This window comes from Streptomyces narbonensis, assembly GCF_014649015.1.
In the GTDB taxonomy this organism is placed as follows: domain Bacteria; phylum Actinomycetota; class Actinomycetes; order Streptomycetales; family Streptomycetaceae; genus Streptomyces; species Streptomyces narbonensis.
In genome coordinates this window covers 93,990-116,181 of sequence record NZ_BMSF01000003.1, presented here as the reverse complement: position 1 = coordinate 116,181, position 22,192 = coordinate 93,990, and the positions used below count along the sequence as shown (strand labels likewise).

Sequence of the window (22,192 nt, the reverse complement as noted above, 5' to 3'; positions counted from 1 at the left end):
GATTTCATGCCGCGTTCATGGCCGAAGCGAGATGGTATGGCCAACTGAAGAGAGGGAGCCCTCCATGAACGCCGTCGCACACCCCGACGCCCGTCCCGAGATCCACCGTCCCGGCGTCGAAGCCGTCCTCGTCAGCACCTGGTCGGTCGGCACCCCCGAGCGCCAGCGCGCCGCCGTCGAGGCCGTCCGCAAGGCCTGGGAGAGCCGGGAGTGGCCGGACCCGAGGCTGCTCGGATACACCGTCTACTGCGGAACGGACGGCGATACGCTGCTCCAGTACGCGCAGTGGGCCACCCACGAAGCCTACGACGACTTCGTCCACACCCGCCGTGACGACCGGGACGCCGAGATCGACGCGGCCGTCCCCGGGATCGAGCGGGTCGAGCCGCACCGCTACGCGCCGCCGTACCGGACCGCCGTCCTCAACGAGGAGAGCGCGGGGGCGGTGCCGGGCCTCGTCGCGGCCGTCGAGGTCGAGTTCGACGGGCCGGACGCCGGGCGCCAGAGAGCCTGGGTGGACAGCGTGTTCACCGCGCTGGCCCAGGACGAGGGGTCGCAGCGGATACCGGGCGCGATCGGCGCCCAGTTCCACCTCTCCGCCGACGGCACCCGCGCCCTCGACCTCGCCGAGTGGGAGAGCGAGCAGGCCCACACGGCGTGGCTGATGAGTCTGGCCACCAGCCCGGTCGGCGAGGCCTGGGCGGCGGTGGCGAACCACCCCGGGATCGCCGGCAGCCGGGTGCGGAAGTTCACGCCCGCGCTGAGCCTCAACGCGGGCGTGTGACCGACCGGGTCGGTACTACGGGCGGAAGCGCAGGACCTGCGGGTCGTGGTCGCTGTCCTGGTCGGCGAACTCGGCGTTGATGTGCACGCTGTCGTACTCGAAGTGGTGCACGCCGGGGCTGGTCAGGATCTGGTCGAGGACCTGGCTGTTGCCCTGGTAGACGTACGAGTACCGCTCGGAGCGCGGCAGCGACTTCACGGCCGGGTACAGCACGTCGCCGTCGGCCAGCGCCTCCGTGGTCCCGGAGAACTCGAAGTCGTTGATGTCTCCGACGACCAGGACGTCGGCCTGCTTCTCCAGGGCGACGATGTCCTTCACGAAGGCGTTGACGGACTGAGCCTGGAGCAGGCGCTTCGCCTCGGAGGAACGGTTCGGCGGCTGGTGGTGCGAGACGATGGACTCGTCGCCGCCCTTCGAGCCGAAGTGGTTGGCGATCACGAAGACCGTCCGGCCGCGGAAGACGAACTCGCCCGCGAGCGGCTTGCGGCTGCTCTCCCAGGCGGTGTTCGCCGGGTCGATCCGGCCGGGGGACACCGTCAGGGCCGCGCGGCCCTTCGAGCCCGTCACGCCGGTGGCCGCGGTCGCGTCGGTCGCCGCGCGGTCGGTGAAGGAGACCCGCTCGGGGTTGAAGAGGAAGACCTGGCGGATGTTGCCGCCGGGCTCGCCGCCGTCCTTGTTGTTCTCCGGGTCGACCGAGCGCCACTCGTACGCCGGGCCGCCGGCCGCGACGATCGCGTCCGTGAACTTCTTGACCGTCTGGTCGGCGGCGACCGTGCCGTCGTTCTTCGCGCCGTTGTTGTCCTGGATCTCCTCCAGGGCCAGGATGTCGGGCGAGGCGAGGTTGTCGACGACCGCCTTCGCGAGGGCGTCGAACTTCTCCTGCGGGTCGGTCGGGTCGAGGTTCTCGACGTTGTACGTCGCCACGGCCAGCTCGTTCTTGTGCTGCTTGTCCGTGCTCTCGCGCTCCAGGCCCTTGTCCTCGACCTTGCCGAGCGTGCGGGCCGTCAGCGTGTAGCCGCCGAACTGGTTGAAGTCGAGCGGCCCCTCGCTCGTGCCCGTCAGCCAGTCGCCGACGTTCGCCTTCGGGAAGGGCTGCTGGGCGATCGGGGTCAGCGACTGGATCTGGAGCCGGCCGGTGTTCTGGGACTCGTACGAGCCGTAGACCGTGCCGCCGCGCCAGTTGCGGTTCTCCCAGGGCTTCACCGTCACCCAGAGCTCGGAATACGGGTCGGTGGCGCCGACCACCCGCGAGGTGCCGACGCGGACGTTGGTGCCCTCCAGGGACTCGTAGTAGTCCAGGGCGTACGTCTCCGGGTCCAGCGTCAGGCCGTTGATCGAGCCGCCGGCGGCCGGGTCGCCCTCCGGGGTGTACTCGTCGGGCACGGACCAGGGGGCGATCGTCACCGGGGCCGGGACCGCGTTGCCCTTCGAGACCACCGTGATCGCGGGCTTGGAGAGCTGGGTCAGCGACTGGTTGCCGGAGTTCAGCCCGCCCGGGACGTACTCGGTGACCGTGCCGTTCACGCTGACCGCGTCGCCGACGGCGACGGTCGGGACCGAGCTGGTGAAGACGAACAGGCCCTCGCTGGTGGCCGGGTTCGCGTCGGCCTCGGGGTCCTGGATCCAGAAGCCGCGCGAGCCGTAGGTACGGACGCCGGTGACGATGCCGGTCACGCCGGTGACCTGCTTGCCCACGAGCGGGGAGACGCGGGTCGTGCCCTGGATGTCGTGGACGCGGACGCCGGCGGCACCGTCCTCGGCGACGGCGCTCGTCGAACCGGCCAGCAGCCCGGCGGCGAGGGCGGCGGCGACGACGGCGGAGACTGCGGCGAATCTCGGTATGGAGGAAGACATCAAGGGCTCCGGAGGGTGCTTGGAGGAACGGCAGATGAATCTACGCGCGTCAATCTCTTGTGAGAGGGGGGAACTTGTCAAGAGTCGACGGGTGTACGAAGGCTGACGGATGTGTGAACCGGCGGACGACCCCCCGGATGCGTCTACGCTGAGTACCGCTCTTTCGCCGGACTTCCCCTCCGGTCCCCCCGCTCGTCCCTCCGTCCGTCCCCCTTCCAGTCCCCCTCCCGTCCCACCCCCGGTCCCACCCCCGGTCCCACCCGTACGCGTCGAGGAGACACCCCACATGTCAGCGGAGCAGCCCACCCTTCCCCCCGTTCGGCTTCCCGCGGACGCGGAGCTGGCGCGGGACGCCCTGGCCGCGCCGCTCCTCGCCCGTGCCGTGCGGCTCGCCCGCTGGGCCGGCCCCGAGACGCGGGTCGGCGCGGGCGGCGAGCTCGTCGACGAGCAACTGCAGGACGCCGTCGAGCTCCTGGGCCTCACCGTCGAGGCGGACGGCGACGAGGGCGCCGGGTCCTCCGCGGACACGGAGGCCTACGAGGAGGCCGTCGAGGAGGCCGAGATCCTGGCCGCCGACGCCTGGCGGCTCGCGGTCGACACCGGCCTCGTGTCGGTCGAGGACGGCGCGGACGACGAGACGCCCGGCGAGGCGGGCCCCGGCGAGAACCTGGCCCTGGTCACCGGCGGCTCGCCCCAGGACGTCCTCACGATCTGGCTGGACGGCTTCGACGCGGTCTTCGCCGACGCCGTCGTGCCGGTCCTCGACGACCTGGACACGATCGTCGGCGAGGACGGCGAGATCGACCTCGAGTCGCTTGAATGGGACCCCGAGATGGAGGGCGAGTTCCTGGAGGGCGTGCTCGGCAACCTCTACCTGCTGACCGTCAGCGAGGGCGGCCCCGGCAACGGCCCGGTGCCGCTGCCCGCGCTCGCCGCCTCGATGGTCGTCCCCGACGACATGGGCGAGCCGACCGACGACGTCCTGGAGCAGGTCTCGGACGCGATGATGCGGCTCGACGAGCAGTTCCGCCTCCTGGAGGCCATCGGGCTCGTCGAGTACCAGCCCGTCGACGAGGCCCTGATGGCCGAGGAGGGGGAGGAGCCCGCCGCGCCGCTGGACGACGAGGACGTCTCGCGCTACGGCATGGTCCGGCTCACCCCGCTCGGCCTCTACGGCGTCCGGGCCCGGATGCTCGACGCCGGTGTGCACGCGCCCGCCGTCGGCGACCTCGCCGACAAGGGGGCCGACGCGCTCCTCGGCGGGATCGTGGGCTACCCGGAGGACGCCGCGCGCGCAGAGACCGCCGCGTGGCTCTCCGGCCGTGACGTCGAGACCGCGGCGCGCGAGCTGCTGCACGCGGCGCGCGGCGCGGACGCGGGCTCGCCGCTCCGCCGCCTCCACTGCCAGCAGGCGCTCTCCCTGGTGGGCACGGGGGCGGAGCCCGCGGTCCGGGAGGTCCTGGACGACGCGGAACTCGGCGGCCTGGCGCGGGTCTGGCTCGCGGAGCGGGGCGCGACGGACGTGCCCGCGCCCTCGGAGTCGATGATCTTCTGGCTGGCGATCGACACCATCGCGGCGCAGCTCGACGCGGACGGCGACCTGGAGGAGGTCCAGGAGCTGATCGAGGGGCTGACCGGCCGGCACAGCGGCTTCTTCGAGGCGGCGTGGCGCGTGGAGCACCCGGCGACGGCGGAGGTCCTGGAGGCGATGGGCCGGCTGCACCGGGACAAGACGGCCGCGAAGGAGGCCCGCAAGTCGGCCTTCAAGGCCCGCTCACGGTCGGGCTCCTGACGGCCCGGACCCCGGCCGGGTGCCGCCGGGCGCCCGGCAGGGGAGGCCGAATCCCCTTCGGAGCCGGTCGATTCCGGCCGATGACGGTCTCGGTGTCGGCCGGTTCCGGCCGGTGTCGGCCGGTTCCGGCCGGTGTCGGCCGGTTCCGGCTCCGGGATCGCTTCGGTGATGCCCGGACGGCGTTCCCGTGGCGTTTAGCTCGCGTTCGTGAGGGCACGGGACGGTGGCCCGTATGATCCACCCGGCCCAGGGAGACCCTTACACCATGCCCCTCAATCGCCGAGAGTTCACCAAGCAGTCCGCCGTCGCCGGTGCGGGGCTCGCCCTCACCGGAGTCGTCGGCGCTCTGGCCACCGCGCCCGAGGCGCTCGCCTCCGACGAGCCGGAGGTGTACGGAGCCGGGCACGGCGGGGGCCACGCGCTCGGGTACGGGCCGCTCCTCGCCGACCCCGAGGGGATCCTCGCCCTGCCGGCCGGGTTCTCGTACCGCGTCGTCACCCACAGCGGCGTCACCCGACTGGAGAGCGGCGAGTTAACGCCCTCCAACCACGACGGCACCGCGGCCTTCGCCGGCCCGCGCGGCGCCACGTACCTCGTCAACAACCACGAGCTCTACGGGCCCCGCTCGAACTGGCCCCACCCCGTCCCGCTCACCGAGGGACTCGTCTACGACCCGATCGCCCCCGGCGGCTGCACCGTCGTCGAGGTGCACCGAGACGGCACCGTCGTGGAGTGGGTCGGCCTCGCCGGAACCTCCACCAACTGCGCGGGCGGCAGCACCACCTGGGGCACCTGGCTGACCGGCGAGGAGAACTCCGACCTCGCGGGCGTCAACGGCATGACGAGGGACCACGGCTACGTCTTCGAGGTCGACCCGTTCGACCGGCACGCCAACCTCGACCCGAAGCCGATCAAGGCCTTCGGCCGCTTCGACCACGAGGCCGTCGTCATCGACCCGAAGCGCGGCCACGCCTACCTCACCGAGGACGCCGCCCTGCCCTTCGGCCTGCTCTTCCGCTGGGTGCCGCCGAAGGGCTTCGAGCACGGGCGCGGGAAGCTCCGTACGCTCGCCGACGACGCCGGTGTGCTCCAGGCCGCCAAGTGCACCGACTCCGGCGGCCGTCTCGTCGCCGACCTCTCGCAGGCCACCCGGATCGGCACCGTCTACGGCGTGGACTGGGTCGACGTCCCCGACCGCGACGCCCGCACGGTCCCCGTCCGCAAGCAGTTCGAGGACGGCCGGATCACCCGCGGCTGCAAGCTGGAGGGCATGTGGTGGGCCGACGGCGGCGCGTACGTCGTCTCGTCCTTCGCGCGCGAGGAGTGGAGCCCCGGCCCCTCGCACGACGGCCAGGTCTGGTTCTACGACCCCAGGCGCCGCACCCTCACCCTCAAGGTGCTGTTCGGTGTGAACGCGGCGCCCGGCGAGGACGGCGCCTTCGACGGCCCCGACAACATCACCGTCTCCCCGCACGGCGGGATCGTCATCGCCGAGGACGGCCGCGGCCTGCAGCACCTCTTCGGTGCGACCGACTCCGGCCGGACGTACCCCATCGCCCGCAACGACCTGAACGAAGCCGAGTTCACCGGGGTCTGCTTCTCGCCCGACGGCGGGACGCTCTTCGCCAACATCCAGGAGCCGGGCATCCTGCTCGCGATCACCGGCCCCTGGCGCCGCCAGCCCCGCCGCTGAGCCGACGGCGGGCCTTCGAGGGGCTCCGAGGTGCCCTTCAGGACCTCTCGGTCTGCCCCTCTGACCCCTGGTCAGGTCCATGGGCTGACATCTAACATGTCAGCCCATGGACGCACTGCGGCCCGTGGGCCGGACCCTTCTGCGCGACCGGGCGTACGAGGCACTGCGCGAGGCCATCGTGCGCGGCGACCTCGCCCCCGGCGCCCTCCTGAAGGACGCCGACCTCGCCGACCTCCTCGGGCTCTCGCGCGCGCCCGTGCGCGAGGCCCTGGCCCGGCTCTGCATCGAGGGGCTCGTCGAGACCAAACCACAGAGCTACACCCGGGTCACCCGGCCGGTCAGCCGGGTGGTCCGGGACGCCGCGTCCGTCGTGCGCGTGATGCACGAGCTCGCCGCCCGCACCGGGGTGCCGCTGCTCGGCCCCGAGGGCGTCCGGACCATGCGCGAGGCCAACGCGCGCTTCGCGGCGGCCGTCCGCGACTCCGACGTCGAGGCCGCGCTCCGCGCCGACGACGAGCTCCACCAGGTCCTCGTCGTCGCCAGCGGCAACCACGCCGCCGCCGCCACCATCGCGCGCTACACCCCACTCATCCGCCGCGTCGAGCGGCGGCTCTTCGGCGACTCCGGCAGCTGCGGCTCAGCCGAACTGCACGCCCGGCTGATCGACGCGTGCGAGAGGGGGGACGCGGAGGCCGCGGTCAGGATCACCACCGAGATCTGGGCGGCGCTCGAACAACTCGCGGACGACGCCGTCGAGGTGGCCGAGGTCACCGGCATCCCGGCGCCGGAGGACCTCCCCTAGGTCCTGTCGTCAAACTCCCGTCGTCCGCCCGCAGGGCAGGCGGGAGTTTGACGACAGGGCCTAGGGGGTGTCGTCACCTTCCCGTCTGCCCGGCGGCGTCCGGCACACGCCCCAGCGCCGTCCGGAGCGTCGACCAGCCAGCCCATCCACCGGACCACCGGGAGCCGTCTTGCCGATCACCGATTTCGCCCGCTACCCGCTCCTCTTCGGGCCCTCCCCGGTCCACCCCCTGGAACGGCTCACCCACCACCTCGGCGGCGCCACGCTCTGGGCCAAGCGCGAGGACTGCAACTCCGGTGTCGCGTACGGCGGGAACAAGACCCGCAAGCTGGAGTACCTGGTCGCCGACGCCCTCGCCCAGGGCTGCGACACCCTCGTCTCCATCGGCGGGGTCCAGTCCAACCACACCCGCCAGGTCGCCGCCGTCGCCGCCCGTGCCGGCCTGCGCTGCGTCCTCGTGCAGGAGAGCTGGGTCGACTGGCCCGACTCCGTCTACGACAAGGTCGGCAACATCCTGATCAGCCGCCTCGCCGGCGCCGACGTGCGCCTCGTGCGGGCGGGCTTCGGCATCGGCTTCAAGGAGAGCTGGGAGCAGGCCCTGCGGGAGGTCGAGGAGGGCGGTGGGAAGCCGTACGCGATCCCGGCGGGCGCCTCCGACCACCCGCTCGGCGGGCTCGGCTTCGCGAACTGGGCGTACGAGGTGGCCGAGCAGGAGAGCGAGCTCGGCGTCCACTTCGACACCGTGGTCGTCTGCTCGGTGACCGGCTCCACGCAGGCCGGGATGGTCGCGGGCTTCGCCGCGCTCGCCGAGGAGGGCGGACCGGCCCGCCGGATCATCGGCGTCGACGCCTCGGCGAAGCCCGGTCCCACGCACGAGCAGATCACCCGGATCGCCCGCGACACCGCCGCGCTCATCGGCGTCGAGCGCGAGGTGACGGCGGCCGACGTCGTACTCGACGAGCGCTACCACGCCGGCGTCTACGGCCTCCCGGACGAGGCCACCCTCGACGCGATGCGGCTCGCCGCCCGCACCGAGGGCATGATCACCGACCCCGTCTACGAGGGGAAGTCGATGGCGGGTCTGATCGACCTGGTGGAGCGGGGAGAGATCGGCCGGGACTCGACCGTTCTCTACGCCCACCTCGGCGGCCAGCCCGCCCTCAACGGTTACAGCGCCCTGTTCTCGTAAGGGAGGGACAGGGCGGGGAGCCCGCCGCTCTCGGCGACGGGCGGGGAGCCTGCCGCTCTCGGCGACGGGCGGGGAGCCTGCCGCTCTCGGCGACGGGCGGGGAGCCTGCCGCTCTCGGCGACGGGCGGGGAGCCTGCCGCTCTCGGCGACGGGCGGGGAGCCTGCCGCTCTCGGCGACGGGCCGGGAGCCCGCCGCTCAGAGCGACTGGGCGGCGGGCTTCACCATGCCCCGGACCGTCCGCGACTTCACGAACTCGCCCATCGCCGTCATCTCCCACTCACCGCTGAACTGCTTGATCAGCTTGGCCATCATCACGCCCGTCTGCGGCTCGGCGGTGGTGAGGTCGAAGCGGACCAGCTCCTCGCCGGTCGCCGCGTCCATGAGCCGGCAGTAGGCCTTCGCGACCTCGGTGAACTTCTGGCCGGAGAAGGAGTTGACCGTGAAGACCAGGCCCGTGGCGTCGGCGGGCAGCCGGCCGAGGTCGACGACGATCACCTCGTCGTCACCCGCGCCCTCGCCCGTGAGGTTGTCGCCGGAGTGCTTGATCGATCCGTTGAGGATCGACAGTTTGCCGAAGTAGCAGCTGTCCAGGTGGTTGCGCTGCGGTCCGTACGCGATGACGGAGGCGTCCAGGTCGATGTCCTTGCCGCGGTAGGCCGGCTCCCAGCCGAGGCCCATCTTGACCTGGGAGAGCAGCGGCTGGCCGCCCTTGACCAGGGACACCGTCTGGTTCTTCTGGAGGCTGACCCGGCCCTTGTCGAGGTTGATCTTGCCGGTGGAGACGGGGGCGGCGGCGGGGGCGGCCGGGGGTGCGGCCGGGGCCGGCGGCGCCGAGGCCGCGATCCGCGGGTCCTGCGGGGCGGTGACGGGCGGCGCGGGCGGGGCCGGCGGTGCGACGGGCGCCGGGGCGGCGGCGGGTTCGTCGTCCACGGAGACGCCGAAGTCCGTCGCGATGCCGGCCAGCCCGTTCGCGTAGCCCTGGCCCACGGCTCGGGCCTTCCACGCGCCGTTGCGCAGATAGATCTCGACGACCACCAGCGCGGTCTCCGTGGCGAGCCGCGGCGGGGTGAAGGTGGCGAGGACGGTGCCGTCGTCCGCGTTCCGCACGGTCGCCGTGGGCTCGATGCCCTGGAAGGTCTGGCCCGCGGCGTCGGGGCTCGCCGTGACGACGATCCTCTCGATGCCGGCCGGGAGCGCGCCCGTGTCCACCACGATCGCGTCGGGCGCGGTGCCGCCGCCGGAGCGGTAGGCCACACCGGGCCCGGCGGGCTGGTTGTAGAAGATGAAGTCGTCGTCCGAGCGCACCTTGCCGTTGGCGCCGAGCAGCAGGCCCGAGACGTCGAGCCGCACCGGGGCGGCGACGTCCACCGCCACGCGCGCGGCGGTGAGAGGGATGTTCGAGCCGGGGGTCATAGCGGTCATGCCAGGGGTAACGATCCGGACGGCTTTGCCGTTCCCTTACCCTCGCCGGGTTCGGCCACCTTGGTTACGCGGGTGGTTCCTGGCCTGCCGCTCGTTGCCGAAGCGGTACGCGCCCGTCCACCGGGCCATGACCAGCTGGGCGTCGCCCGCCTCCACCTCCGCGAGGAACTTCTCCGCCCGCCCGCCGCGCAGCACGCCCGCGGCGCGGCCGTGGTGGGTGAGGACGACGGAGCCGTCGCGGCGGCGCTCGTAGGTGAATCCCTGGGGTCTCGGCATGCCGGGCATCCTGCCGTTCCCGGTCAGATCCGTCATATGAATATTCTTTCGATCCATGGGGACAGTGGGCGGGAGTTCGTTCCGCACGGAGGACGTCGACGAGGCGCGCGAGGAGCTCGACGCGCGCTACTACGCGAACCGCATGGACGTGGTCGACCGGCAGAGGCCCTTCGCGGCGCGCTTCGACACCGTCGCCCTCGGTCCGCTGGTCATCGGCGACCTGAGCTGCGGGACCGACGTGCGGATGAGCTTCGGGGAGCTCGGCGCCTACCACCTGAACGCCCCGCTCAGCGGCCGGATGGAGATGCGCCAGGGCAGCCGTACCGGGATCGTCGCGACGGCCACCGAGGCCCTGCTCCTCGACCCGGCGGGCGACACCTTCCTCGACCGCTGGAGCGGGGACTGCCGGACCCTCTCCGTGAAGATCGGCGCGGCCGAGCTGCGCGACCGCCTGGAGCGCCTCCTCGGCCGCCCGGTGAGCGGCCCGCTCACCTTCGCGCCCCGCCTGGACATCTCGCGCGGCCCCGGTCTCAGCTGGGTCCGCTTCGCCCGCCAGGTCGCCTACGAGGCGCTCGCGGGGGAGGGGCTCGCGCACCACGAGCTGGTTGCGCGGCCGCTCCAGGAGGCGCTGCTCAACGGGCTGCTCCTGGCCGCCGAGCACCCCTGGCGCGAGGCGCTCGCCCACCCGGGGGAGGCGCGCCGCCCGGCCCCGGTCAAACGGGTGATGGACGCGGTGCGGGAGCGCCCGGAGCACCCCTTCACGACCACCGAACTCGCGGCCCTGGCCCGGGTGAGCGTGCGCCGCCTCCAGGAGTCCTTCCGGGAGTACGTGGGGATGTCCCCGATGGCGTACGTGCGGGAGGTCCGTCTCGACCGGGTCCGCGAGGAGCTGCGGGCGGCCGCGCCGGACGAGGTGACCGTGAGCGAGGTGGCCTGGCGCTGGGGCTTCGCCCACCAGGGCCGTTTCGCTGCGCGCTACCGCGAGAAGTACGGCGAGTCCCCGTCCCTGACCTTGCGGGCGGGCGACTGACCGGCGTCCGGGCGTGCGGGCGTCCGAGTGATCGGGCGTCCGGGTGATCGGGCGTGCGGGCGGCCCGGTGTCCGAATGGCCTGGGCGTCCGGGTGAAGGCCCGCAGGTGAGGGGCGTGCGGGGCGCCGCGTGAGCGCGCCGCGCAATCCGGACAGGGGCCGCGTTCAACGGCTCGCGATGATCTTCGTACGCGCTTACCGTGGACACGTCCGGTCTGCCAGCGCGCGACCCGTGACCCGGGCCCCGGCCGGCTCCCCCGTTCAAGTCCGGCCGGGTCCTGCGTACGTCCCCCTCCCCGTCAGTGCGGCCAGCGCGGCGGGTTCACGCAGAAGTGGCCGCCCACGTAGAGGTCGTCGGCACTGCCCTCCGCGGGGAGCCCCTTGTCGGCGATGAGCTTCTCCGCATACGGCTCCGAGTCGTCCTGCGGATCGAAGCCGAGGGCCCGGGCCGTCGAGAGGTCCCACCACGCACGGGTGTTGGCCGAGGAGCCGTACACCACGGTGTGGCCCACGGACCCGGCGGTGAGCGAGGCGTGCAGGAGGCGGGCGCAGTCCGCGGGGCTGAGCCACATCGAGAGCATCCGCACGGACGTGGGTTCGGGGAAGCAGGAGCCGATGCGCACGGAGACCGTCTCGACGCCGTGCAGGTCCCAGTAGAGCTGGGCCAGGTCCTCGCCGAAGCACTTGGAGAGGCCGTAGAAGGTGTCGGGGCGGTGCGGGGTGTCCACCGGGACGAGCGGCTCGCCCTCGTGCGGGCGGCGGGTGAAGCCGACGGCGTGGTTGCTGGAGGCGAGGACGACCCGCCGGACGCCCTCCTCGCGGGCGGCCTCGTAGAGGTTGTACGTCCCGGCGATGTTCGCGGCCATGATCTTCTCGAAGTCGGCCTCCAGGGAGATCCCCGCCAGGTGGACGACCGCGTCGACGCCCCGGACCGCCTCGCGCAGCGCCGTGCGGTCCGCGAGGTCGGCGACGATCGCGTCCGGGGCCCCCTGCACGGGGACGACATCCAGGAGGCGGAGCTCGTAGCCGTACGGGGGCAGCAGCTCCCGCATCAGCGTGCCGACGCCGCCGGCGGCGCCGGTGAGGAGGACGGTGCGGGGTGCGGACATGGAGTGGTTCTCCTCCGTCGAGTGGCGGCGGGCGCCATACAGATGGTTTCTGTTCACAACCGTGGACACGCTAGGGAGCGGTCCGACGGAGCGTCAAGACTCCGTGATGCGACGTGTTCTCCTCTTGACCGGCCCTTCCGGGCTGTTCTAGCGTGCAGCACGTCGGTGTTCAAGAATATGGATGACAGTCAGAACTGTGCACGACTGTGCAGAGGGCCGGCTGTACGCGACGGACTCCTGGGAGCGCCCGTGACCACTGCCCCGCTCGCCGGCCGGCTCGACGGCCTGCTCTTCTTCCCCGTCACCGCCTTCGGGCCGGACGGCTCCCTCGACCTCGACGCCTTCCGCGCCCACGTCCGCGCGGGCGTCGACGCGGGTGCCGCGGCCGTCTTCGCCTGCTGCGGCACGGGCGAGTTCCACGCCCTCACCCCGGAGGAGTTCCGCGTCTGCGTCGCCGCCGCCGTCGAGGAGGCCGCGGGCCGCGTCCCCGTCGTCGCCGGAGCCGGCTACGGCACGGCGCTCGCGGTCCAGTACGCGCGGCTCGCCGAAGAGGCCGGTGCCGACGGACTCCTCGCCATGCCCCCGTACCTGGTCGTCGCCGACCAGGCCGGACTGCTCCGCCACTACACCGAACTCGCCGCCGCCACCTCGCTCGACGTCATCGTCTACCAGCGGGACAACGCGATCCTCACCCCCGAGACCGCCGTCGCCCTGGCCCGCACCGACGGCGTCATCGGCCTCAAGGACGGCCTCGGCGACCTCGACCTCATGCAGCGCATCGTCAGCGCCGTCCGCTCCGAGGGCCTCGACCTGCTCTACTTCAACGGCCTGCCGACCGCCGAACTCACCGGCGCCGCCTACCGGGGCATCGGCGTCACCCTCTACTCCTCCGCCGTGTTCTGCTTCGCCCCCGACCTCGCGCTCGCCTTCCACCGGGCCCTCACCACCGGCGACGACGCGACGGTGGACCTGCTCGTCGACGGCTTCTACCGGCCGCTCGTCGAACTCCGCGCCCAGGGCCGGGGATACGCCGTCTCGCTCGTCAAGGCGGCGGTACGGATGGAGGGTCTCGACGTCGGAGGCGTACGGCCGCCGCTGAGCGAGCCCGCCCCCGAACACCTCGCGGAACTCGCCCGGCTCATCGAGCACGGCCGGGCCCTCCTGAAGGAGGCCGGGGCGTGAGAGCGGCAGCCTTCCTCTACCCCTGGGACGTCGACGGTGACCCCGCCGCGCCCGGACTCCTCGCGGAGCTGGGCGCCGCGCAGGTCACGCTCGCCGCCGCCTACCACTCCACCAGGGCGCTGAGCCCCCGCCACCCGGCCCACCGGATCGTCACCGCCGAGCACGCCGCCGTGCTCTACCTGCCGGACCCGGACCGCTGGGCGGGCCGCGCGCTCCGTCCGTACCCGGCGGGGGACTGGGCGTCCGGCGACTCCTTCGGCCGGGCCGCCGAGGCGCTCGCCGGCACCGGACTCGACGTGCACAGCTGGGTCGTCCTCGCCCACAACTACCGGCTCGGCGCCGAGCACCCCGAGACCTCCGTCGTCAACGCCTACGGCGACCGCTACCCCTGGGCGCCCTGTATCGCCCGCCCCGACGTCCGCGCCCTGCTCGTCGACCTGGCGGCCGAGGCGGCCGTACGCCCCGGAGCGGCCGGCACCGAGCTGGAGTCCTGCGGCTGGTACGGCCTCGCCCATCTGCACGCCCACGACAAGACGTCCGGGGTCCCGCTGGGCGACCGCGAGCAGTACCTGATGTCCCTCTGCTTCTGCCCCTCCTGCCGTGAGGGGTACGGGAACGGCGGCGCCGACCCCGACGAACTGGCCGCCTCCGTCCGCCGGGCCCTCGCCCCCGTCTGGGCCGGCTCCGGCCCGGCGCTCGGCCTCGGCGACCTGGAGGCCCCCGTCCTGGCCTGGCGCGCCGGCACCGCCCGCTCCTTCCAGGAAGCCGCCGTGGCCGCCGTTCGGGCCGCAGCCCCGCCCGGCTTCCGCGTCCTGCTGCACGCCGACCCGGACCCGTACCGCTGCGGCGCCGACGCCGGCACGGACCCGGCACACGTCCTCGCCCTCGCGGACGGCGTGGTCGCCCGCCTCCCGAAGGTCGCCGCCTTCGCTGCCCACGCCGGCCCCGGCACGGTCGTCGCCGCCAACCTCTCCGTCGTCAGCGGCATGGGCGGCGCCCCGGACCACCTGGCCCACGACGCCGAACGGGCCCGCGACGAAGGCGCGACCGAACTGCGGCTCTACCACGCGGGACTGGCCTCGGACACGGACCTGGCCGCGGTCCGGGCGGCCCTGCGGAAGCTCGGCCAGGGGATGTCTTGTCGATCAGCCCGGCATGATCGACAAGACACCCCCTAGGACCCGGCGGGAAAGGTCGGACGGGCCCTGGGGCCGCTCCGCGCGGGCGGCGAGGAGCGGTCGCCCGTCGGCCGGCGCGGCATCCGCGCGCCCTGGCCGGACGGGTCAACCAGCCTGGTTCCAGCGGTCCTTGAGTACGCGCAGCGCCGAGGTGCGGGTGGCCGCGACGTGCGCGCGGGCCAGGGACTCCGCGCCGTCCTCGTCGCGGTCGCGGACGGCCTCGTAGAGCTGCTCGTGGGCCCCGCACATCGGCTCGCCGTCCGACTGCTCCGAGGTGAGCCGGAAGAGCCGGCGCAGCCGGGAGTCGAGCGGGGCCATCAGGTCCATCAGGAGGGGGTTGCCGGAGAGTTCGACGACGGCCCGGTGGAAGTCGGCGTTGAACGAGACGGCCTCGCGGAGACGTCCGGACTCCGCCGCCCGCCGCGCCCGGGTGAGGAGCTCCTCCAGCTCGCGCAGGGCCTCGGGGCTCGCGTGCCGGGCGGCGAGGCGCGCGGCCAGGCCCTCCAGGTTCTCCCGTACGGCGAAGAGGTGCGCGGCGTCCTCCGGGCCGAACTCCGTCACCACCGCACCCCGGCGCGGCTGCACGGCGAGAAAACCCTCCGACTCCAGCCGCTGCATCGCCTCCCGCACCGGCACCCGGGAGACCCGCAGCTCGTCCGCGATCTCCCGCTCCACGAGCCGCGTCCCCGCCGGGTACTCCGCCTCGATGATCCGCTCGCGCAGCTGCACATACACCTGCTCCCGCAGGGACGTACGGGCGTCGGGGCGAGGGGCGGTCATGGGGAGGACTCCAGTCCGGCGGGGTCGGGGCTGCCGTCGCCCGATCTTCGCAGATGGGCGCACCGCCCTCGCCGTCAGACCAGGCGGCCGTCCCTCGCCACCACCCGGCCCCCGCGGACCACCAGGTCGCGGCGGGCCGGTCGGCCGCCCCCGTCGACCCGCTCGACGACTGCGCCCTGCGGCACCTCGTCCACGAGCAGGCCGGCCACGGCGATCAGCTCACGGGCCGGGCCCCCGGAGGGCAGCCGTACGTCGTGGAACACGGTCGCGGTGCCGGTCGGCTGGGGCGGGGTGGTCACGGGGGCTCCTCGGGGCTTCGATGGTGGGCTCGGCCGGTGGTGGCAGCCGTAAGGCGCCGACGCGGCGGCGTCGCCCATCGCGACTGCTGGTATACCGCGAGTCCTGGTATACCGCGGAGCGCTCGGCGGGCATCGGGCCCGCCCCTCACCAGGCCAGGTCCTCCAGCGCGTCCAGGTCCGGCACCACCGTCGCCGCCATCGGCTCCGCGTCCGTGTCGTCCGTTCGCAGCTCGGCCCAGATCGTCTTGCCGCGCCGGCCGTACCGTGTGCCCCAGCGCTCCGCGTACTGCGCCACCAGGTACAGCCCGCGTCCGCCCTCGTCGGTCGTCGTCGCGTGCCGCAGGTGCGGGGAGGTGCTGCTGCCGTCCGAGACCTCGCAGATCAGCGTGCGGTCGTGGAGCAGCCGCACCCGGACCGGGTCGGCGCCGTACCGCACCGCGTTCGTGATCAGCTCGCTGAGGATCAGCTCCGCCGTGAAGGCGAGCCCGTCGAGCCCCCACTCCGAGAGCTTCGCCGCCGCCGCGTTCCGCACGGGCGAGACCGCCGACGGGTCCCGCACCACCTCCCACTCCGCGATCCGTTCCCGGTCGAGCAGCCGGGTCCGCGCCACGAGCAGCGCGATGTCGTCGCGCGGCGAGGGCGAGAGCAGCGTCGCCAGGACGTCCGCGCAGGTCTGCTCCGGGCTCCGGTCCGGGCGCGCGAGCGTGGACCCCAGCAGCGTGAGCCCCGTGTCCAGGTCCCGCCCCCGGTCCTCCAGGAGCCCGTCCGTGAAGAGCACCAGCTTGCTGCCCTCCGGCAGTCGCAGCTCCGTCGTCTCGAAGGGCACGTCTCCCAGTCCGAGCCCCAGCGGCAGCCCCGGCGCCAGTTCCGGGAACTCCACCTGTCCGTCCGGGCCGACGAGCGCCGGTCCCGGGTGCCCCGCGCTCGCCACCGTGCACCGACCGGAAGCCGGGTCGTAGATCGCGTACAGGCAGGTCGCGCCCGTGATGCCCTCTTCCCGCCGCCGCCCCTCGGCGTCCGGGCCCTCCGTCTCGCGGTGGTCGATCCGGCCCGTCAGCTCGTCGAGATGACCCAGGAGCTCGTCCGGGGGCACGTCGAGCGTCGAGAAGTTGTGCACGGCCGTCCGCAGCCGCCCCATCGTGGCCGCCGCGTGCAGCCCGTGCCCCACCACGTCGCCCACCACCAGCGCCACCCGCGCCCCCGGCAGCGGGATCACGTCGAACCAGTCGCCGCCCACCCCCGCCTTCGCCGGGAGGTAGCGGTACGCCACTTCCACCGCGCTCTGGTCCGGCAGCACCCTCGGCAGCAGGCTCCGCTGGAGCGTCACCGCCATGGCGTGCTCCCGCGTGAACCGGCGCGCGTTGTCGATCGCCACCGCCGCCCGCGCCGCCAGCTCCTCCGCGAAGGACAGGTCCTCGTCCCCGAACGGCTCCGGGGTGTCCGCCCGCCAGAAGTTCGCCATCCCGAGGACGACCCCGCGCGCGAGCAGCGGCACCGTGAGCAGCGAGTGCATCCCGTACGCGAGGGCCCGCGCGGCCCCCTCGGGATCCTGCGCCCGCCAGGCCTCCGCCGCGGCCAGCCCGGGCTGAACCACCGCGTGCCCGGCGTCCAGCGCGACCGCCATCGGGGCACCGGTCACGTCGAAGTGGATGGTGTCGCCGACCGGCTGGAGCGGCTGGTCCGGCCGCAGCCCGCTCAGCGCCGTCCGCCGCATCTCCGTCATCGCGGCCGCGTCGCCCGGGGGCTCCTCCCCGCGCAGCACGGGTTCGAGGAGTTCCACCGTCGCGAAGTCCGCGAACCGCGGCACCGCCACCTCCGCCAGCTCCTCCGCGGTGCGCACGACCTCCAGCGTCGTCCCGATCCGCACCCCCGCCTCGTACAGCAGCTGGAGCCGGCCGCGGGCCACCGCCGCCCGGCCGGTCACGGCGGCCAGCTCGGTGGTGTCCCGCATCGTCATGACGCTCCCGGACTCGGTGCCGGCGGTGAGCGTGGGGCGCACGCTCACCGCGAGCAGCCGGTCGCCCGCCCGGTGCACCTCGTCGGTGGCCGCCCGCCCCGAGGTGAGGAGCTCGACCGTACGGGGGTCGAGGCCGAGCTCCGAGACGTGCCGCCGCTCCGCGTCCGCGGAGAGACCGAGCAGCCGGCGCGCCTCGTCGTTGGCGAGCAGCAGCCGGTGGTCGGGGCCCACGATCAGCACTCCTTCGCGCACGGCGTGCAGGACCGCCTCGTGGTGCTCCTTCATCCGGGTCATCTCGGCGGGCCCGAGGCCGTGCGTCTGCCGCCGCAGCCGCCGGCTCACCAGACCCGCCCCGCCCACGGCGAGCGCCAGCGCTCCGACCGCCGCGCCGACGAGCAGCGGCAGCCGCCCCTGCAGCGCGTCCGTGATGCTCTGCACCTCGATGCCGCTGCTGACCATGCCGACGACCTTGCCCTGCTCGTCCACCACCGGGACCACGGCCCGCACCGCGTCGTTCGGCGCGCCCCGGAAGAGCTCGGTGAAGGACTCGCCGTCGACCGTCGCGCGGGTGAGGTCCCCGGTGGCCTTGACGCCGATGAGCTCGGGCTGCGAGTCCGTGTACCGCACCCCGGCCGGGCTCAGGACCGCGATGAAGTCGACGCCCGTCGCCAGGCGGGTGGCCTCCGCCCTGGCCTGGAGCTCCGCCGTCGGATCCGGCGAGGTCAGTGCCTCGTCGAGGCCCGGGGCGTGCGCGAAGGCCTCCGCGACCGAGAGCGACCGGATCCGGGCGTCCCGCTCGGTGTCGCGCTGTGCCTGGTGGAAGATGACGAAGACCGCCGCCGCGATCACCAGGAGCGCGATCAGCGCCTCCAGGGCGAAGACCTGGCCCGCGACGCTCCGCAGCCCCGTCCCGCCGTCCCGGGGCGTCCGGGCCGCCCGCGCGTTCATGCCGTGCTCCGCGCGACGAGCAGCGCCACGTCGTCCGGTGCGCCCGGCCGCCGCAGCGCCTTGAGCAGCATGTCGCAGGTCTCCTCCAGCGGCCCGCGGGCCCCGTCGAGCAGCCCCACGAGCACCGCGAGCCGGTCGTCGATCGCCGCGTCACGGGTCTCGACGAGACCGTCCGTGTAGAGCACGAGGACGTCCCCGGGGCGGAAGGGGATCCGGGCCGTCCGGAAGGTGCCGCCGCCCACCCCCAGCGGCACCCCCGTCGAGAGCCGCACCAGCTCGGCCGGGCCGTCCGCCGGGATCCGCACGGGCGGCAGATGGCCCGCGTTCGCGATCCGGCACCGGCCCAGGCGTGGGTCGTGCACCGCGAAGAGGCAGGTGGCGATGTAGTGCTCCAGGCCCGCCGTGATCCGGTCCAGGTGCCGCAGAACCTGCGCCGGCGACAGGTCGAGGTCCGCGAACGCGCAGGTGGCCGTCCGCAGCCGCCCCATCGTCGCCGCCGCGTCGATCCCGCTGCCCATCACGTCCCCGACGACGAGCGCCGTCTTGTCGTCGGGCAGCGGGATCACGTCGTACCAGTCGCCGCCGACCTCGCTCGACGCCTGCGCGGGCTGGTAGCGGGAGGCGACCTCCAGGCCCGCGCGCTCCGGCGGCGTACCGGGCAGCAGGCTGCGCTGGAGCGTCACCGCCGAGTTCCGCACGCTCTGGTACCAGCGGGCGTTGTCGATGCTGACCGCGGCGCGGGCGGCGAGCTCCGTCGCGAGCAGCACGTCGTCGCCGTCGAAAGGCAGCGGATTGCGGTCGCGCTTGAGGTCGAGCGCGCCGAGCACCTCCCCGCGCGCGATCAGCGGCACCGCCAGGTACGAGTGCACCCCGGCCCGCCGGAGCTGCTCCGCCGCCTCCGGGCTCCGGGCGATCCGGGGCAGGTCGCCGGGCCCGACGTGCTCGACGAGGACCGGCAGCCCCGTGTGCACACAGCGGGTGACCAGCCGGTCCGCCCCGTACATCGCCACCGCCCCGGGCGGGTCCGCGGCCGGCAGCGCCTCTGTCGGCCCCGAGGACTTCACCGCGAGCGCGCGGAACAGCTCGGGGCCCGCCTCGGGCGCCCCGGGCCTGCGCAGCGCCAGGACGGAGTCGAGGACGTCGACGGCCGCGATGTCCGCGAGCTCCGGCACCACGACCCCGGCGAGTTCGTCCGCCGTGCGGTCCACCTCCAGGGTGGTGCCGACCCGCGCCGAGGCGTCCGCGACGAGCGCGAGCCGCCGCCGGGACCGGTCCGCCTCCGCGTCGGCGTCCTGCCGCGCGGTCACGTCGATCACCGAGACCGCGACCCCCAGGACCTGGCCCTCGGGCCCGTCCAGGCGGTAGAGGGACACCGACCAGGCGTGCTCGTGCTCGGGGTCCGCCGGGGTCCGTCCCGTCGTCGGGTGGTCGAGCAGCGGGCGGCCCGTGGCGAGGACCTCGCGCAGCGCCGCCTCCAGCGCCGCCGCGTCGACCCGCGGCAGCATGTCGGCGATCCGGTGCCCGATGTGCAGCTCGGCCGGGACGCCGTTGATCCGCTCCAGGGCCGGGTTCACGAGGACGTACCGCAGGTCGGTGTCGAGGACGGCGAGACCTATCGGCGACTGGGAGACGAGCCGGTCGGAGAGGGCGAGGCCGGTCTCCACGCGCTCGACGACGGCGCGGTCGGCGGCGATCCCCAGGGCGTACAGACCCCCGAGGTCGTCGGTGAGCCGCATGTTCCGGAACTCCACCTCGCGGGTGCTGCCGTCCTTGTGCCGTACGGGGAAGGTGCCCGCCCAGGTCGCGCCGCCGCGCAGCACCTCGCCGAAGAGGCGCAGCGCCTCCTCGCGGTGCTCGGCGCCGACGATCAGCCGGGCGATGTACCTGCCGAGGGCCTCGTCCGCGCGGTAGCCGAAGAGGGTCTCCGCCTGCGGGCTCCACAGCACGACCCGGCCGCGCGCGTCGATGACGATGGCCGCGACCCCGAGCACGTCGAGGAGCCCCTTGGCATCGAACGGCACACTCGCCCGCCCCGCCGTCTCCGGGAAGGAACCGGCCGTCACCCTGCCCTCCTCCCGCCGCCCTATGCGCCTCCCTCCATGCTCCCCGCCCCCTGCCCACCCCGCACCGCGAGCCCGTCCGTCCGGCCGCGGCAGCCGCCCCGGCCCTCTCCGGTGTCGCGCCGGCCCCGCACCGCGAGGCCGGCGGCCCAGGCCGTTCCGGCGAGCGCGAGGACCGGCAGGAGGATCCGGACGTCGAGCACCGCGACCAGCCCGGCACCGAACGCGATGGACAGCGCGTTCGGGGCGAAGACCAGGGTGTTCGCGGTCGCCGTCAGCCGGCCCGCCGCCTCCGCCGGGGCCTCCCGCTGGACCGCCGTCATGACGGCGACGAGCACCCACGGCATCCCCAGCCCGATCACCGCGCTCGCCGCGAGCGCCGTCGCCCCGTACGGCAGCGCCCGCACGCCCACCGCCACCGCGAACAGCCCGAGACCGACGGCGGCCAGCGCCCGCTCCGGGACGCGGCGCAGCAGCGGCCCGGCGAGCAGGCCCGCGAGGACCGAGCCGGCGCCCTGGACCGCGTACAGCACACCGGCGTACGCGGGGGAGCGCCCGAGCCCGCTGTCCACCACGGCGTAGATCGCGGCCCCGTTGACCCCCGCGAGCAGCATCGTGAAGCCGCCCGTCGCCAGCAGCGGCCGCAGCACCGGCGAGGCCCGCAGCAGCCGTACGCCCTCGGCCGTCTCCCGCCACCACTTCCGGCGCCCGGACCGCGCGTGGCGCTCCTCGCGGACCGGCATCAGCGCGAAGAGGACCGCCGCGAGAGCGAAGCTCGCCGCGTCGAGGAGGGCGACCGGGCCGCCTCCGTACCGGGCGAAGAGTCCGGCCGCCACGAGCGGCGCGACGAGCTTCATCGACTCGTTCGCGGTCATCCGGAGCCCGTTGAAGGTGCCGAGCCGGCCCGCGTCGAGCGTCGTCGCGGCGAGCGCCTGCTCGGCGGCCTCGTGGACGGCGCCCTGGGCCCCGTACAGCACGAGCACGGCGAACAGCAGCCACACCCGGTCCGCCGACTCCACCCACAGGAGAACGGGCAGCAGGAGCGCCATCGCCGCGTTCAGGACGACGAGCAGCGGCCGCCGCCGCACCCGGTCGGCGAGCGTGCCGAGCAGCGGCCCGAGCAGGACCGGCGCCCACAGGGCGAAGGCGGCGAGCGCCGCCAGGCTGTCCGAACCCGTCAGGGACTTGACCCAGATCCCCGAGACCAGCCACATGGCCGTCGTACCGAACCCGGACACGACGACGCCTGTCAGATACCAACGCATGACCCGCAGCCTGGTCTCTGAGGAGGCCCTGAAGGATCGGGCGCCTGCCCTATTCCGCCGCTGCGGCGCCCCGCTTCTCGTACCGCAGCGCCGCGCCCGTCACCACGGCCCCGAGCCCCTCCCACAGGCCCACGCCGAGGAAGCCGGCCGGGGCGCGGCCCGTGACGACGGCGAGGGTGAAGACCGCGCAGGTGAGGAGCCGGAAGGGGACCGTCCAGCGGAAGAAGGGCTTCCAGTCGGCGAGCGCGGCCAGGACGTAGTAGACGCCCATGTTGAGCGCGGCCATCGAGGAGGCGGTGAGGAAGACCAGGGTGTGGTCGCCGTCCGCCCGCTCGCCCTCGGGCACCGGGGCGAAGCCCATGACCGTGAGCAGGGCGTCCGGGGCGACCAGGCCCACCACGCCGAGCGCGGCGGCGAGCACGCCGAAGACCGCCATGGTCCAGCCGGACAGGGAACGGGGCAGGCGCACGGCGGTCCTCCGCGAGGGGAAGCAGGGTCAGCGACTCGATGGCGTTCGAATGCGTGCTCGGACGGGCGAGCGTGACCTTGCATATCGTGCGACGGGGGCCCGG

18 protein-coding genes are annotated in these 22,192 nt (G+C 74.0%); 8 read left to right on the top strand and 10 right to left on the bottom strand.

The features are described 5' to 3' along the window. The first annotated feature begins 64 nt into the window (after window positions 1–64). Complete coding sequence (locus IE124_RS06550) at window positions 65–784, top strand: antibiotic biosynthesis monooxygenase (protein ID WP_189505747.1); 720 nt, start codon at window positions 65–67, stop codon at window positions 782–784. Between the two features lie 15 nt (window positions 785–799). On the opposite strand, the gene IE124_RS06545 is transcribed toward IE124_RS06550, so the two are convergent. Then, the gene (locus IE124_RS06545) at window positions 800–2,638 is read right to left on the bottom strand and encodes a DUF8508 domain-containing protein (protein ID WP_189505746.1); all 1,839 of its coding nucleotides are present in this window, start codon (window positions 2,636–2,638) and stop codon (window positions 800–802) included. A 286-nt stretch (window positions 2,639–2,924) separates the two neighbouring features. On the opposite strand from IE124_RS06545, the gene IE124_RS06540 reads away from it, so the two are divergent. From IE124_RS06540 to IE124_RS06525, 4 genes are all read left to right on the top strand, one after another. Further along, entirely contained in the window at window positions 2,925–4,430 is a 1,506-nt protein-coding gene (locus IE124_RS06540; protein WP_189505745.1) for a hypothetical protein, read from the top strand. A 265-nt stretch (window positions 4,431–4,695) separates the two neighbouring features. After that, complete coding sequence (locus IE124_RS06535) at window positions 4,696–6,123, top strand: alkaline phosphatase PhoX (RefSeq protein WP_189505744.1); 1,428 nt, start codon at window positions 4,696–4,698, stop codon at window positions 6,121–6,123. A gap of 106 nt (window positions 6,124–6,229) precedes the next feature. Next, entirely contained in the window at window positions 6,230–6,925 is a 696-nt protein-coding gene (locus IE124_RS06530) for a GntR family transcriptional regulator (RefSeq protein ID WP_189505743.1), read from the top strand. A gap of 169 nt (window positions 6,926–7,094) precedes the next feature. Then, window positions 7,095–8,114 (top strand): 1-aminocyclopropane-1-carboxylate deaminase, encoded by a 1,020-nt coding sequence (locus IE124_RS06525; RefSeq protein WP_189505742.1) that lies wholly within the window; start codon window positions 7,095–7,097, stop codon window positions 8,112–8,114. Between the two features lie 196 nt (window positions 8,115–8,310). Here the strand turns inward: IE124_RS06525 and IE124_RS06520 are convergent, their stop codons facing one another. Both IE124_RS06520 and IE124_RS06515 read right to left on the bottom strand, forming a co-directional pair. Next, complete coding sequence (locus tag IE124_RS06520) at window positions 8,311–9,537, bottom strand: TerD family protein (RefSeq protein ID WP_189505741.1); 1,227 nt, start codon at window positions 9,535–9,537, stop codon at window positions 8,311–8,313. Between the two features lie 36 nt (window positions 9,538–9,573). Then, window positions 9,574–9,813 (bottom strand): hypothetical protein, encoded by a 240-nt coding sequence (locus IE124_RS06515; RefSeq protein ID WP_189505739.1) that lies wholly within the window; start codon window positions 9,811–9,813, stop codon window positions 9,574–9,576. 55 nt (window positions 9,814–9,868) lie between these two features. Between IE124_RS06515 and IE124_RS06510 the strand changes: the two genes are divergently transcribed. Beyond that, window positions 9,869–10,843: an AraC family transcriptional regulator gene (locus IE124_RS06510; RefSeq protein ID WP_189505738.1), complete on the top strand. Its 975-nt coding sequence runs from the start codon at window positions 9,869–9,871 to the stop codon at window positions 10,841–10,843. Window positions 10,844–11,141: 298 nt separating this feature from the next. Here IE124_RS06510 and IE124_RS06505 read toward each other — a convergent pair whose 3' ends face one another. Then, a complete protein-coding gene (locus IE124_RS06505) occupies window positions 11,142–11,951 on the bottom strand; it encodes an NAD-dependent epimerase/dehydratase family protein (RefSeq protein WP_189505737.1) in 810 nt (269 codons plus the stop codon). 249 nt (window positions 11,952–12,200) lie between these two features. Between IE124_RS06505 and IE124_RS06500 the strand changes: the two genes are divergently transcribed. Both IE124_RS06500 and IE124_RS06495 read left to right on the top strand, forming a co-directional pair. Continuing rightward, entirely contained in the window at window positions 12,201–13,133 is a 933-nt protein-coding gene (locus IE124_RS06500; RefSeq protein WP_189505736.1) for a 5-dehydro-4-deoxyglucarate dehydratase, read from the top strand. Then, a complete protein-coding gene (locus IE124_RS06495; protein ID WP_189505735.1) occupies window positions 13,130–14,311 on the top strand; it encodes a hypothetical protein in 1,182 nt (393 codons plus the stop codon). The genes IE124_RS06500 and IE124_RS06495 overlap by 4 nt, the downstream gene beginning before the upstream one ends. A 105-nt stretch (window positions 14,312–14,416) precedes the next feature. Here IE124_RS06495 and IE124_RS06490 read toward each other — a convergent pair whose 3' ends face one another. The 6 genes from IE124_RS06490 to IE124_RS06465 all read right to left on the bottom strand — a co-directional run bounded on the left by IE124_RS06490 (window position 14,417) and on the right by IE124_RS06465 (window position 22,056). After that, window positions 14,417–15,091, bottom strand: a complete 675-nt coding sequence (locus IE124_RS06490) for a GntR family transcriptional regulator (RefSeq protein WP_189505734.1) — start codon at window positions 15,089–15,091, stop codon at window positions 14,417–14,419. Between the two features lie 74 nt (window positions 15,092–15,165). Then, window positions 15,166–15,390 (bottom strand): hypothetical protein, encoded by a 225-nt coding sequence (locus IE124_RS06485; protein WP_189505733.1) that lies wholly within the window; start codon window positions 15,388–15,390, stop codon window positions 15,166–15,168. Window positions 15,391–15,535: 145 nt separating this feature from the next. Then, on the bottom strand, window positions 15,536–18,295 hold the full coding sequence (locus IE124_RS06480; protein ID WP_189505732.1) for a SpoIIE family protein phosphatase: 2,760 nt from the start codon (window positions 18,293–18,295) through the stop codon (window positions 15,536–15,538). Further along, window positions 18,292–20,358, bottom strand: coding sequence for a SpoIIE family protein phosphatase (locus IE124_RS06475; RefSeq protein WP_189505730.1), 2,067 nt, complete (start codon window positions 20,356–20,358; stop codon window positions 18,292–18,294). The genes IE124_RS06480 and IE124_RS06475 overlap by 4 nt, the downstream gene beginning before the upstream one ends. A 20-nt stretch (window positions 20,359–20,378) precedes the next feature. Continuing rightward, complete coding sequence (locus IE124_RS06470) at window positions 20,379–21,620, bottom strand: MFS transporter (protein WP_189505728.1); 1,242 nt, start codon at window positions 21,618–21,620, stop codon at window positions 20,379–20,381. A 49-nt stretch (window positions 21,621–21,669) separates the two neighbouring features. After that, window positions 21,670–22,056 carry a hypothetical protein gene (locus tag IE124_RS06465; RefSeq protein WP_189506402.1) on the bottom strand — a complete coding sequence of 129 codons (387 nt, stop codon included), beginning with the start codon at window positions 22,054–22,056 and terminating at the stop codon, window positions 21,670–21,672. Between the last annotated feature and the right edge of the window lie 136 nt (window positions 22,057–22,192).

Coding starts and splice junctions, on each gene's coding strand:
- IE124_RS06490 (WP_189505734.1), bottom strand. CDS start 15,091: ATGACCGCCCCTCGCCCCGACGCCCGTACGTCCCTGCGGGAGCAGGTG.
- IE124_RS06465 (WP_189506402.1), bottom strand. CDS start 22,056: ATGGCGGTCTTCGGCGTGCTCGCCGCCGCGCTCGGCGTGGTGGGCCTG.
- IE124_RS06545 (WP_189505746.1), bottom strand. CDS start 2,638: ATGTCTTCCTCCATACCGAGATTCGCCGCAGTCTCCGCCGTCGTCGCC.
- IE124_RS06505 (WP_189505737.1), bottom strand. CDS start 11,951: ATGTCCGCACCCCGCACCGTCCTCCTCACCGGCGCCGCCGGCGGCGTC.
- IE124_RS06520 (WP_189505741.1), bottom strand. CDS start 9,537: ATGACCGCTATGACCCCCGGCTCGAACATCCCTCTCACCGCCGCGCGC.
- IE124_RS06535 (WP_189505744.1), top strand. CDS start 4,696: ATGCCCCTCAATCGCCGAGAGTTCACCAAGCAGTCCGCCGTCGCCGGT.
- IE124_RS06510 (WP_189505738.1), top strand. CDS start 9,869: ATGGGGACAGTGGGCGGGAGTTCGTTCCGCACGGAGGACGTCGACGAG.
- IE124_RS06530 (WP_189505743.1), top strand. CDS start 6,230: ATGGACGCACTGCGGCCCGTGGGCCGGACCCTTCTGCGCGACCGGGCG.
- IE124_RS06550 (WP_189505747.1), top strand. CDS start 65: ATGAACGCCGTCGCACACCCCGACGCCCGTCCCGAGATCCACCGTCCC.
- IE124_RS06515 (WP_189505739.1), bottom strand. CDS start 9,813: ATGCCGAGACCCCAGGGATTCACCTACGAGCGCCGCCGCGACGGCTCC.
- IE124_RS06480 (WP_189505732.1), bottom strand. CDS start 18,295: ATGAACGCGCGGGCGGCCCGGACGCCCCGGGACGGCGGGACGGGGCTG.
- IE124_RS06470 (WP_189505728.1), bottom strand. CDS start 21,620: ATGCGTTGGTATCTGACAGGCGTCGTCGTGTCCGGGTTCGGTACGACG.
- IE124_RS06540 (WP_189505745.1), top strand. CDS start 2,925: ATGTCAGCGGAGCAGCCCACCCTTCCCCCCGTTCGGCTTCCCGCGGAC.